At 40.0% G+C, this 13086-nt stretch carries 13 protein-coding genes; 8 read left to right on the top strand and 5 right to left on the bottom strand.

Annotated features, from left to right (window positions below; translation table 11 throughout):
• Positions 1-90: 90 nt before the first annotated feature.
• Positions 91-423: a GNAT family N-acetyltransferase gene (locus DVW06_RS10795; protein WP_003127246.1), complete on the top strand. Its 333-nt coding sequence runs from the start codon at positions 91-93 to the stop codon at positions 421-423.
• Between the two features lie 248 nt (positions 424-671).
• On the opposite strand, the gene DVW06_RS10790 is transcribed toward DVW06_RS10795, so the two are convergent.
• Positions 672-1202 carry a hypothetical protein gene (locus DVW06_RS10790; RefSeq protein ID WP_003127248.1) on the bottom strand — a complete coding sequence of 177 codons (531 nt, stop codon included), beginning with the start codon at positions 1200-1202 and terminating at the stop codon, positions 672-674.
• Positions 1203-1341: 139 nt separating this feature from the next.
• Here DVW06_RS10790 and DVW06_RS10785 point away from each other — a divergent pair, with 139 nt between their 5' ends.
• The 7 genes from DVW06_RS10785 (at position 1342) to DVW06_RS10760 (ending at position 8970) form a co-directional block, all read left to right on the top strand.
• Complete coding sequence (locus DVW06_RS10785; RefSeq protein WP_005472545.1) at positions 1342-3825, top strand: vitamin B12-dependent ribonucleotide reductase; 2484 nt, start codon at positions 1342-1344, stop codon at positions 3823-3825.
• A 121-nt stretch (positions 3826-3946) separates the two neighbouring features.
• On the top strand, positions 3947-4366 hold the full coding sequence (locus DVW06_RS10780) for a DUF4430 domain-containing protein (RefSeq protein ID WP_029486889.1): 420 nt from the start codon (positions 3947-3949) through the stop codon (positions 4364-4366).
• Between the two features lie 213 nt (positions 4367-4579).
• Positions 4580-4708, top strand: a complete 129-nt coding sequence (locus DVW06_RS17685; RefSeq protein WP_005472549.1) for a hypothetical protein — start codon at positions 4580-4582, stop codon at positions 4706-4708.
• 171 nt (positions 4709-4879) lie between these two features.
• Entirely contained in the window at positions 4880-5473 is a 594-nt protein-coding gene (locus DVW06_RS10775; protein ID WP_003127252.1) for a uracil-DNA glycosylase family protein, read from the top strand.
• A gap of 351 nt (positions 5474-5824) precedes the next feature.
• Positions 5825-7294, top strand: coding sequence for a ribosomal protection-like ABC-F family protein (gene abc-f / locus DVW06_RS10770; RefSeq protein ID WP_123866976.1), 1470 nt, complete (start codon positions 5825-5827; stop codon positions 7292-7294).
• Positions 7295-7679: 385 nt separating this feature from the next.
• Positions 7680-8510: a class I SAM-dependent methyltransferase gene (locus DVW06_RS10765; protein WP_005472554.1), complete on the top strand. Its 831-nt coding sequence runs from the start codon at positions 7680-7682 to the stop codon at positions 8508-8510.
• 202 nt (positions 8511-8712) lie between these two features.
• The gene (locus DVW06_RS10760; RefSeq protein ID WP_003127255.1) at positions 8713-8970 is read left to right on the top strand and encodes a TfoX/Sxy family protein; all 258 of its coding nucleotides are present in this window, start codon (positions 8713-8715) and stop codon (positions 8968-8970) included.
• A gap of 150 nt (positions 8971-9120) precedes the next feature.
• Here the strand turns inward: DVW06_RS10760 and spxB are convergent, their stop codons facing one another.
• The 4 genes from spxB to DVW06_RS10740 all read right to left on the bottom strand — a co-directional run bounded on the left by spxB (position 9121) and on the right by DVW06_RS10740 (position 13066).
• Entirely contained in the window at positions 9121-10848 is a 1728-nt protein-coding gene (gene spxB / locus DVW06_RS10755; protein ID WP_034704788.1) for a pyruvate oxidase, read from the bottom strand.
• A gap of 255 nt (positions 10849-11103) precedes the next feature.
• Positions 11104-11796 (bottom strand): N-acetylmannosamine-6-phosphate 2-epimerase, encoded by a 693-nt coding sequence (locus tag DVW06_RS10750; RefSeq protein ID WP_003127257.1) that lies wholly within the window; start codon positions 11794-11796, stop codon positions 11104-11106.
• Positions 11797-12170: 374 nt separating this feature from the next.
• Positions 12171-12398, bottom strand: coding sequence for an aldo/keto reductase (locus tag DVW06_RS10745; protein ID WP_229073607.1), 228 nt, complete (start codon positions 12396-12398; stop codon positions 12171-12173).
• Positions 12399-12598: 200 nt separating this feature from the next.
• The gene (locus DVW06_RS10740) at positions 12599-13066 is read right to left on the bottom strand and encodes a MerR family transcriptional regulator (protein ID WP_003127260.1); all 468 of its coding nucleotides are present in this window, start codon (positions 13064-13066) and stop codon (positions 12599-12601) included.
• Positions 13067-13086: the final 20 nt, after the last annotated feature.

Raw genomic sequence — 13086 nt, 5'->3', positions numbered from 1 at the left:
TATCATGTATTTTTGCACACCACGTTGTTTTATCCGTGATTTTAGGATCGAAGATATCCCAACAGTTATGACCTATAGAAATGATTTAGAGTGGATGAAGTACCAAGGTTTCAAAAACAGGAAAAAGCTGCGTATATCAAAGAACTGCTGCATACAAAAAGTTTTTCTGAAGGCAAAAATTTAGCAGTTGTGCACACTTTAGATGAACGGCTGATCGGTGATATCTATTTAAAAAATGAAGCAGATTTTTTCTGGATCGGTTACACGATCCATCCTCATGAGTCTCAAAAAGGATACGGCTCAGAAGTGATTCAAGCGACGATACAGTGGCTGTTTGATCAAGGTGTTCAATCAGTAAAAGCAGAGGTAGCGTCTGGAAATCTAGCTTCGATAAAACTTTTAGAAAAACTTTTTTTTCGTTAGTCAAAACGGAAGAAGACGCACTCTATCAGTTGCATCGCCTTGACTACCCACAACAGAAAAATAGGATAAAACAGGAACAGTGAATCAGAAAGTTCTCTTCAAACAATAAAAATCTTTTTACCTTGTTAAGAAGCCTAGGCTAACTTGGTAAAAAGATTTTTTTTGACGAATCCGCTTCACGTTTCTTTGACAAAAGAGTTGGTAAGTGCTCCTAATTTGGTGATGGTTCGAGCAAAGATTACGCTTTTCTATTTTCTCCATTTATTTAATGCGGGCATCATTCGCTCAAATACGGGGAATAAGATCAAATAAAACAGGAAGTTTCCGCTAGCATGAAACAAATCAAATACGAAGCCTTGAAGATAATAGGCTGTAAAAGAAGGAAACTGATAAAGCCAGACTTCCATCATAGAAACGATCAAACCGTATAGAATACCACAAATGAACGCTAGAAGTGCTTGGATTAAGCGGCTTTGCTTTATGAGAGATATTTTTCCTCCCAGATGAAAAAAAGTAATCATAGCAGCCAGTGCTACAAATTGGCTGATCGTCCAAGGCCCCATCCCTAAATAGATATTTGTACCAAGCAAACTCAATAAAGCAACGATCAAAGCATCAGACAAACTGCCTGCCAGGGCTAATAAAAATAAAATAGCACTCATGGGCTGAACGTTGGGGATCCAGACAAAAAATAAGCGTCCAACGATACAAGACGCAGTAAGGAGTGCTAATAGAGAAATTTTTTGAACAGAAAATATATGGCTATGAGGCTGGAACATCGAAATCGCCGTCTTTCTAATTGATAATCATTCTCATTATACATGAAAAAAAATAAATTTCAAGATTGAAAAACACATTATGTAGTGTGATAATGAATTCCGGACACAATATGTTGAGTATGGGAAGGTGGCACAAAAAATGAAATACAGTAAACAAACGATAAGCAAGCTAAACGAGGACATTCATATGTTCCCAGAAGTCTCAGCAATCACTACTGAGATGACGAACACATTTGAAGGAATTTCTCGCTTGATCATGCTCGATCGCTATTCTTTCAAGGATCAAAACCACCAAACATTAGATAAGGGTGATTTGGTTATTTTAACCACAAAAGAAGATCCTCAATATCCTGCTCGAGGCATCGGATGGGTAAAGTCTATTGATGACGACATGGTCTCCATAGAGGTTGAAGAAGAGTATCGCTCAGCTATAGAAAATACTGCTGAACAAGTTAATGGTCTTGTCAAACGACGGAAAAATGAGATCGAAAAACCACTGGAACTTTATTTCGAACAAATCGCTCGCCGAGTCGCTAGAGGGATTTCCGATAAAGAGTTAGAGCAGGAGTTGTTTCTTGAGCAGTTTTATCAGCAGATTGCCGAACAAAATCTGATTCCGGCAGGTCGAGTACTTTATGGCGCTGGTACTAATTCTCAAGTTACCTATTTCAATTGCTTTGTGATGCCTTTCATTCACGACTCTCGTAAAGGAATCGCTGTACACAGACAAGAAGTGATGGAGATTATGAGTCGGGGCGGAGGAGTTGGTACTAATGGTTCAACCTTACGGCCAAAAGCTTGTGTGGTCCATGGTGTCAGCGGGCGATCCTCTGGTGCCGTCTCTTGGTTGAATGACTTAGCCAATTTGACGAATCTGGTCGAGCAAGGGGGAAGTCGTCGCGGCGCACAGATGATCATGATGGCTGACTGGCATCCAGACATTTTGGCGTTCATTATTTCTAAAATCCAGAATCCTGCAGTATTGCTGCAGTTAAACAAAACATTGAAAAATGACACTATCAAACAGTTAATCAATGAAAAACTTCATTTTGATCCTTTGTCAAAAATGGAAGAAAAAATGTATACCCATATTGCTCAGCTTCCAGAATCATCAGATACCGAGCAAAATGAAATGATCAAGACAGCAAAAGAAAAGCTACGGCATGGAGGAAGTTATACGGTTAAAAAAAGCGACTTCCTGACTGGAGCGAATATTTCTGTTTGTTTGACAGAAGAATTCATGGATGCAGTAAAGAAAGACGATTGGTATGCGCTGCGTTTCCCAGATATCGATAATTATTCCGAAGAAGAAATGGCGGAATACGATGCAAAGTGGGCAGAAGTCGGAGATGTGCGAGAATGGGAAGCCGCCGGTCATAAAGTAAAAACCTATCAAAGGATCAGGGCTCGTGAATTGTGGAATTTGATCACTTTTTGTGCCACGTACTCAGCTGAACCGGGTATCTTCTTTATCGATAATGCCAATAAAATGACCAATGCTACAGCCTATGGGCAAAAAGTGGTTGCGACGAATCCTTGTGGTGAACAGCCGTTAACACCTTATGCTGTATGTAATCTAGCAGCAGTCAATTTGGCAAACATGGCCGATCATCAAACGGGGACAGTTGATTTTGCTAAATTAAGAGAAACGGTTAAAACCGCGGTTCGTTTTCAAGACAATGTCATTGATGCGACCCCTTACTTCTTTGATAAAAATGAGCGCCAAGCGAAAGGTGAAAGACGTGTTGGACTTGGCATCATGGGCTTAGCCGATCTACTGATCTATTGTGAGAAAACTTATGGTTCAGCAGAAGGCAATCAATTAGTCGATCAGATTTTTGAGACGATTGCTATCACCGCCTATGAAGCCTCCATTGATTTAGCAAAAGAAAAGGGCAGTTTTCCATTTTTGATTGGGAAAGATGATCAAGAGACACAAGCATTACGAGAGAAGTTTATTGACACAGGGTATATGAAAAAAATGCCAGCCCATATTCGTGAAGGGGTGATGCAATTTGGGATTCGCAACTCACATCTTTTGACTGTCGCACCAACAGGATCGACGGGAACGATGACCGGTGTGTCAACAGGATTAGAGCCTTACTACTCCTTCTCCTATTTTAGAAGTGGCAGATTAGGCAAATTTATTGAGATCAATGCAGCAATCGTTGAAGAATATCTTGCGAATCATCCGGAACAAGACAAAGATCAGCTGCCAGACTTCTTCATTTCAGCAATGGAACTGTCCCCAGAAGAACATGTTGGTGTTCAATGTGCGATTCAACGCTGGGTGGATAGTTCGATTTCAAAAACTGTCAATGCACCGAAAGGGTATTCTGTAAGTCAGGTGGCAAAAGTCTATATGGATCTCTACGATGGTGGTGCCAAAGGCGGTACTGTATACGTGGATGGCAGCCGTGACTCACAAGTATTGACTTTGGAAGCAATCGACAATGAAATAAACACTCAAGTAGAACCAGCAGAAGATCAATTTACCACCCAAACGAATGAACCAGTGATTTCTGGTGACATTTGTCCCATCTGTCATGAAGGAACAATAGAAGAAATTGGCGGTTGTAGTACATGTACCAATTGTAAAATTCAATTGAAATGTGGTTTGTAAAAATAGATCATTAGTGATTGAAGAGATAAGAGATATACCTGTGTTTCAGTAAATATTTAGTATGTTTTTCGATGGATAAAAGAGTAGATTTTAATGACGTATGTCGGGAAGGAATAAATAAATGAAAAAATTGTTAGTCGTAATCGTGTTGTTAGGCGGATTATTTGTCACTAGTGGCTGTCAAGGAAATACGCGTACATCTTCAGAAAATACCCAAAATGCACAAAGTGTAGAAAGCACAGAACGTTCTGTTGATCAGAAACAATTAATAGCTACGATTGTTATCACGAATAAAGGTGAGGAAGTCACCTCAAAAGAAGTTGCTTTTCAAGAAAATGAATCACTACTGAAAGTAATGAAAGAAAACTTTACGATTGAAGAAAAAGATGGCTTTATCACTTCGATCGATGGAATGAGTCAAGATCAAAAGAACAATGTATTTTGGGTCTATACAGTCAATAATGAAATGAGTGATAAAGGTGCCCAAAATCTGCTTTTGAAAAAAGATGATACCATCACTTTTAATTTACAAGCATTCTGACTCACACGTTCGCGAGGTGTGACATAAGTTTTTCAACCGACGAACGTTCTGAATAATGAATTGAATGTTATATTGTGAAATTTGTGGGATTGTGCAATCAACGATTGACAAACGGTCAAAATCCAAGTAGATTTAATCAGGATGCTAAATTCTTTTATCAAAGTGATTTGTTTTATCAGATAAGAGAGGGTCTGGGAAAACGAGGTGGAAATAGTGAACCAAAAAGAAAAAATGCTTGAACTGATCAAAAAGAAACAAGGTGGTGGCCGATCGAAACAAATGGACACACCAAAAAATGATCGCAAGAATATGCGTAAAGGACCAAAGATTTACAATAAGTAATAAATGAGCACGACTCATTGAGTATAACTGCGTAAGGAAATCCTCCTTACGCAGTTTTTTGTCTCTTTTAGAGAGGGGTACCGACTGATTTTCTCAACACAAAGTACTCCTCGACTTCGCCGCTTTCCTTTTGTATGATTAAGGAAAAGAGAATAGGAACGGAGTGAGAAAATGAATGTGAAAGAGGCATTGATGGCTGGAGCAGAAAAAAGTATCTTTTTGAATGATATTGAAGTCGATCCGAAAACCATTAAAGCAGTATTGATCAATGAAGTCGTTCCCCTAGATCCAACAGATGATTTTTATGGGGCAACAGATGGCGCTTATCTTTCTACGACGTTGCCGTTGTTTCAACAAGCTGGGATCTATGTAGATTCTGCCCATGACTTATTGGATTTAGGGATTTATTTGACCAATGCGATCAAAACGCCAAAACACACGACGACAATTGAAACACAAACTATCACTGAAAATCTACCGCTATTAGAAAAAGAGTTGTCGTTATTTCCAAGTATTGAAGTGATTATGCTAATGGGGGATGTCGCCAAAAAAGCCTTCAATCAAATCGCCAAAAAGCAGCAAAAAAAGAATGCGATTCCCTCCGTTGCAACATATAAAATACGCCAGAACGAAATCTACTATGGAAAGATCCGCTTATTGCCTTCTTATATTATGACAGGGAAGAATGTATTGATCGAAAAATCTAAAGTCACGATGGCAGCCGAGGATATCGCGAAAATGTATCAAGTGATTACGAAGGAATGATTTGATTAGCAGACGATCCCATGAGCTCGCAGGATGACAGATCTTCCGCTGAAATTATAGGACACACTGGTGTAAGGGACTTCCAGCGAACTCATGCGAACCTTTCTGTACAAGTATTTTCGGATCTGCTATACTTAAGGAAATCATTTACTGAAGGAGGAAAAGTCATGACAGCGGCAATGAAATTGTGGATCGATCTTTTGAATCGTTAATTTAATACTATTCAAAAGTCTAGGTGATCGCGATTTCAAGGGATGAGTGTCTACTTTTCCAATTATTTATGAAGGGATAGCGCCAGGCTATGCCTTTTTTGTGTTTTCCTTTTTCCTAGACGAGAGAGGGAGATCATTCATGGAAACATTAACAGTCCAATTCAAACAGATCAAAAAACAATATGGCGCTAAAGAAGTCTTGTCAATTGAGGCGTTATCCGCCTATCATGGAGAACGAATCGGGATCATTGGTAGAAATGGTGAAGGAAAGTCAACACTGTTAAAATTAATTACTGGAGAAATCCAGCCCGATAGTGGCACGATTCAGACAACCACGACCTTTAATTATTTTGCCCAAATTGGAGGGATCGAGGATTCTTACGATTTTTCATCCGTTGACTGGGAAATCATGAGCCGCTTTTCGTTACCAAAACATTCAATGGATAGCTGGAGCGGTGGGGAAGCCGCAAAGACACGATTGGTTCGAACACTATCGAACTATGAAATGGGTCTTTTGTTGGATGAACCTACCACCCATCTGGATCAGAAAAGTATTTCATTGCTTATTGAGGAGTTGAGGCATTACTATGGTACATTGCTTTTTGTCAGTCATGATCGGGTTTTCTTGAACCAATTAGCAACGAAAATTTGGGAAATTGATCAGGGGTGTGTACGGGAATATCACGGAAACTTTGATGCGTATAAACAGCAAAAGAAAATGGAATTACTGCATCAAAAACATGCGTTTGAAAGTCACTTGAAAGAAAAGAAGCGCTTGGAAGCGGCGATTGAAAGTAAACTTCAGCAAGCTGAAAAGATTAGTAAAGTCTCTAAAAAAATGCAGCAGAAAAATAGTCGTCCTGATCGATTGGCATCATCCAAACAAAAGGATACAATTCAAAAGAATCTTCATAAAACAGCAAAGGCAATGAAAAGCCGTTTGGATCATTTAGGTGAGCATCATTCATTGACTGAGCCGAGACAAATTATTTTTGCAGCACCAAAAGGCATAGAAATTCATAATCCTTATCCGATAAAAGGACACAACGTTTCAATTCAATATGAACAGAGAGTTTTGTTTGATGATTGTGATTTTCAATTTGGATTAGGAAAGCGTATCGCGATTGTAGGTGCAAATGGTTGTGGAAAAACGACTTTATTGAATCATATTTTAAATGATGGTAAAGGAATTGTCTTATCTCCTAAGGTAGTTTTTGCTAGTTACCAACAATTGTCCTATAAAATGACTGAATCGGAATCAATTCTTGTTTATTTAATGAAACAAACCGATTATTCTGAATCATTTGTCAGAAGTATTTTGCATAACCTTGGTTTTTATCAAACAGAAATTTTAAAGCCCGTAAAAAAATTGAGCGGAGGAGAAGCGACACGAGTTCAAATTGCGCTACTTTTTGTTAAACCAGCAAATGTTCTCATTTTAGATGAACCAACTAATTTTATTGATCTTCCTACGATTGTAGCCCTGGAAAAACTAATGAGGGATTATCTTGGAACAGTTATATTTACTTCTCATGATCAATTATTTGTTGATCAAGTTGCTAATGAGGTCTATCAAGTCGTCGATCAAAAACTTAAAAAAATCACTTAAACGTATGGCCATTTTCTTAATCGCATATGCTCGTAACGTTGAACGCAAAATCGTGAAAGGGTTTGCTGCAACTGCTTTAATGTGGTAAAGTATAGTCATAATTGAATGAACAGGTGATGAAGTTCGGCATAGCTGATAGTACACAATCAGTGCTATAGGTATGACTGGAAAAGAGTAAATAAAATCAATTGAACAGGCTAAAAATAACCGCTTTTGTAGGTTTATTTAAGTTGCCTAGCTATTGATTTTATCTTACTCTAACTTCTCTTTTCACGGAAGCGATGGGTAACCATCGCTTTTTTTTATTCTTTTATAGTAATCACGCAAAAGGAGGACCAAAGAAAACTATTCAGTTACACAAATAATCAATCAAAGGAGCAGAAAAATGCGAAACAAAATGAAAGACTTCATTAAACAGCCAAAAATCTATCAACAAACCGATACCCCATTCTGGACAGATGACTATATTTCTCAGAAAATGCTAGAAAATCATTTGGATCCGAGTATAGATGGGGCCAGTCGAAATCGGTCCTTTATCAAAAAATCTGCTAGCTGGATCTGTCAAAAAGTCCCACCAGCAGATTATCCAAGCCTTCTTGATCTAGGGTGTGGACCAGGGCTCTATTCAGAATTGTTTGCTGAATCTGGCTATCAAGTAACAGGGGTAGATTTCTCAAAGCGATCGATCGACTATGCAAAAGAGTCTGCACGAAAAAAACAGTTGCCTATTTCCTACCTAAAACAAGACTACCTTGAGATGGAATTGACAGAAACTTTTGATTTGATCGTGATGATCTATTGCGACTTTGGTGCATTATCTGCAAACGATCGACATCTGCTGACAGCAAACATTTATCGCTGGTTGAAGCCTGGCGGAAAATTCTTGCTAGATGTCTTTAGTGCAACGAAATATGATCAGACTGTAGTGCAGCAATCATGGGAGTACTCAGAAGGAGCTGGCTTTTGGAGCGAGAACTCCTATCTTGCATTGAATAAGACCAGTAAATATCCCAACTTTGTCTGGCTAGATCAAACAATGGTGATCACTCAAGAGGATCAGATAACTTACAATGTGTGGACTAGTTGTTTTACAGAGCACTCATTGGCTGCCGAACTGGCTGCGGTTGGATTTAAAGAGTATCAGCTTTATAGCAACGTTTGTGGCGAAAGCTATACGAAAGAGAGTGAAACAATCGCGATGTTGCTAAAGAAGTAAACGGTAGGGTTACATTTTAGGGGACAATTCGCTAAAATGAAGAGGAGGGATAAAATGAAAAAAGTCTTATTGTTTCTGATGAAGCTTCCTTTTTCTGCCCATCAAATTAATGCAGATTTGTGAAGGAATATAGGGTAACAATCAAACAAGATTTGTTCAATAAATATAAAACTGCAGAAACATCGTTGAGAGGAGGCGTATCATGGAAGAATTACAAAAAATACCGAATGTAGGAAAGGTTCTTGCCGAACACTTGCATGCGATTGGCATCGATTCGGTGGAGAAAATGAAGTCTGCAACAGCAGAAACCATTTTTATGCGTATTCGTACCCAGCGGGATCCCGGGGCTTGTCTACACATGCTCTATGGGATTGAGGGAGCAATACAAGGAATTCCTAAAACGCAGATTTCAGCTGCGAGAAAGCAAGAATTGCGAACGTTTTTCCAGACTGTTTCTTGATTGATTTGCAAAAGGAGTCAAACCAATCAGATTTGTGATCTAAAACACAAAAAAGAAGGACCATACAATGCCTGACAACTTCCGTGAAAAACATTGGAAGTGTCTGATTGATTGTTCGATCTTTTTTGTTTTTTAGGGCATAGCTTTATGCTAATTACCTTTAAGCAGTTCTCTCAAAGTAGGCATTTCTTGGACTTGGTATTTTTCTTTAAAGGCGGCGATTTCAGCTGCCGAAAATTTTTCTGGATCCAATTTCAATTCCTCTACAGGAAGTGGACGAGCATTTTCGATCTTGATATCAATAACTACAGGGCCGTTGCTGGTTTTTGCTGCATCAAAAGCAGGTGTTAGGTCTTCGTAACGAGTGATGGTATATCCTTTTGCACCAAGTGCTTCCCCAACTTTCCCAAAGTCTGCGCCTTCTAGAAAGACTCCAAATTTCTTTTGTTCGGTATCCTCTTGTTCTGCTTCAATAAATCCAAAAGAATCATTAGAGAAGACGATATTGACGATTGGTAATTGGTATTTGACTTGGGTCAAAATATCCTGCATTTGCATGGCGAAACCGCCATCCCCACTCAATGTAAAGACTTGGCGATCGGGGAAACTCAATTGGGCGGCAATTCCTCCTGGAACACCGTTCCCCATCGTAGCGAACCAGCCAGAAGTGGTAAAACGCTGTTCTCCTGTCATGTCTAAATGTCGAATACTGTTGATCGTCACATTTCCGACATCACTGACGAAAATCGCATTCGGCTCGGCAATGCGGTTAATTTCTTTGAAGATCGGTTCTGGACGAAGAGGAGCTTGTTGATTGGTGTCAAAGTGATGGCGCCAAGCATGCCAGCGAACAATGTTTTCTTGATTTGCTGCCAGCCATTGGTCTGCTGGTCGCTCGGTTCCTAGGGTGACCCATTGATTCAACGCAGTGATCCCATCGCCTAACACCGAGACATCTGTGTTGTGCCGACGTCCAAATTTCGAGGAGTCAATGTCAACTTGAACAAAATTGGCTTTCGGATTAAAGAAACGACGACCAAATGGAAAATCGCTCCCCACGAAGACAATCAGATCCGCTTCGGCTAGTGCTTCGTTCGCAGGTTTTGTGGCAACTCTTCCGGCAAAGCCAAGAAAATTCTTATACATATCAGGAACGATTCCTTTCGCCAAAACAGAAGCCGCAACTGGCATTGAAAAGAACTCGGAAAATTCTTTGATCGCTGAAAATCCGCCGAATACCCCTTGTCCAATATAAAGAACGGGTTTTTTTGCTTGTTCAAAATAGGGGAGGGCAGCTTTTAAGTCTGCTTCATTAGGTAGGATGACCCCAGTTTTATAGTTTTTGGCTGTGGCGATCTCTTGGGCTTCAATCTCTTTAAAGCCAAAATCAACGGGAATCGTCACGACAGCGACGCCCCGAAATTTATAGGCAGCCTTGATAGCTTCATCTACCACGTGTGGTAGACTTTCAGGGGACATGACCGTTCGATTGTAGATGCTGACATCCGCAAACATCGGATTTTCATTCATTTCTTGGAAATCATTGTAATTCATTGAACTTGATGCCACTTGACCGAGTAATGCTACTACGGGCACATTATCCATTTGAGCATCATACAATCCATTGATTAGGTGGGTAGCTCCAGGGCCTGCTGAACCAAAGACAGCCCCGACTTTACCAGTTAGTTTGGCATCAGCAGCGGCGGCGAGAGCGCCTGCTTCTTCATGGCGAACTTGGATATAGCGAACGGATTCGCGTTCTTGGTATAGTGCATCCATTGTGGAATTAAATGAACCGCCGGGAATGCCATAAATGTGATCGATCCCCCAAGCCTCAAAGACTTTTACCATGGCGACACCTGCATTGATTTTTGTCATTTTCTTCACTCACTTTCTCCTCTTTCTTTCAGTATAAAGTATTCTAAAAAAGACAACAAAAAATGTGACTCGACTCACAAGGGAAACTCCCGGTTATCAGCAATCAAATTCAACAGAGGAAAAATAGTACAAAGAATAGAAAACCTGCAAAAAAAGATGCACCTGTGTCAGATGCATCTAAAATCATGGTACCCTTATTCAGTCATCAGAGGCTTGTTCGCTAAAAGCCCTAGAAGTATGCGATTCTTTATGAAACTAATTGGATAATTCTGTGATAAAACGAGCCGCGATTTCTTTGGGGCGGGTAATCGCACCGCCTACAACGATACCTGCAACCCCTAGACGCTGAACTTGTTTGGCTTGTTCAGGAGAATGAATTCTTCCTTCAGCGATGACGGGCAACTGTTCAGCAACAAGTTGTTGGATCAGTTCGAGATCGGGTCCATCTGTTGGCTCACGGTCTTTGGTATAACCCGCTAATGTTGTGCCAACAAAATCGACCCCAGCTTGGTAAGCATTGCGGCCTTCTTCAAAAGTCGCAATATCTGCCATCAGCAGCTGGTCAGGATACTTTTCTTTGATTTTTTTGATAAATGCATTGATGGTTAGACCATCGTGCCTTTTTCGCAAAGTACAATCCAGCGCAATGACTTCGACACCGGTTGCAACTAATTCATCTACTTCGCGCATCGTAGCAGTGATGAACGGTTCTTCAGGTAGGTAGTCTCTTTTTATGATACCGATGATTGGCAAGGACACTTTTTCTTTGATTTGCTGGATGTCTCGTACAGAGTTGGCACGAATTCCGACCGCACCTGCTTCTTGAGCTGCCACCGCAAAAAGAGGGATCACGCCGCCTTCTTCGGTATAAAAGGGTTCCCCTGGAAGAGCTTGACAAGAAACGATCAAGCCACCAGATATTGCTTGTAAAAATTCTGTTTTGTTCATGGATACAGACTCCTTTTCTCGATTTGGTAGCTAGCGCTACGAATGCTACTAAGTTGATTTTGTCAATTTTGTTAATTTTTCAATTAAGTCAGCTATTCAAAGCGGCTTCTACCTTTGACTTCTTCAAAGGGACTATAGCATGGAAAAATGGCTTTTGTAAATGATTTCTCTCGGAAGCAGTCAAACGGCCAATGACTGCGAGGGCTGTGAAGATCCTTCTCGTTTTACTGAAAACCGCCGCTCATTCTCAAAAGGAACACTTCAAGCAAGAAACAAAATAAGTTTAGGGCTTTTTCTCATCAAAAAAGCTTTCCCAGAATTCAGATTCTGCACTGAGACAGAAATGATTCTGGGAAAGCACTTTTCAGTTGCAATTATTTTGTAGCGGCTCGTTTGAAAACAGGAATTTCATTATTAGAGCCATAATCATTCATAGTGATTTCTTTTAAGCGAGTCAGATCTTCTTCTGAAATTGTAAAAGCAACATCGGCGTTGTTCTTCATATGTTCCATGGATACTGTTTTTGGTAAAGGAAGGAGATCTAGTTGGAGACAATAGCGAATCGCTAGCTGCGGTACTGATACATGATATTTTTTAGCCAAAGAACGAAAGGGGCCCGCAAACATTTATTAGTCGAAGAATGAGAAAATTTGCGGCAACGTTTTGAGGAACTAAAAGGGACTTTGAATCGTTTAGATAACAAAATCAAGTACTATGACGAGCAATGGCAAGAGTAAGGATTGCTGCATTCCCGAAAGACGAAGGGCGTGCAGCAGTCCTTTTTTAACTATTGTTTGTTTTCTCAGAGATTACGGTATTTATCAATGTCCAATGGCTGGTTTTCCGGTAATAATTCGTAGTCAAGCTGATTCGATTCATCATCATGGATAATGTGCAGCAATTGGTTTGAATCCTTGATGGGTCCTAGGCTGATAATAGTAAATCGGTCATTGATTACTTCCAAATTCTGGAGTGCCCCTGTAAAAACTTTACGTATATGGTGCGCAGTTTTTATTTTTTCCTCTGCTTTTTCTACCGCTTTTGTTAAAGTAAAGCCTTCATCAAGGAAACGTTTGATCAACTCAACTTTGATCACCGTGGGCAGTCGATATTTACGTGGCGCATTTTCTTCTTGAGGAACGGATTGGATAAGGCCTTTTTGTTCCCAGTAACGCAATTGACGCGGAGAGATTTCACACATTCGGCTAAGCTCGCTGATCCCTACCAGCAAATTGTCATTTTCTAATAATTTACGAAAGGTTTGAGACATGCTTTCTCCATTCTTGTAAA

Origin of the sequence: Enterococcus sp. ARL09-542 (assembly GCF_005234805.1) — a bacterium.
Classification (GTDB): Bacteria; Bacillota; Bacilli; order Lactobacillales; family Enterococcaceae; genus Enterococcus_D; species Enterococcus_D gallinarum.
This window is presented reverse-complemented; position numbering and strand designations above follow the sequence as displayed.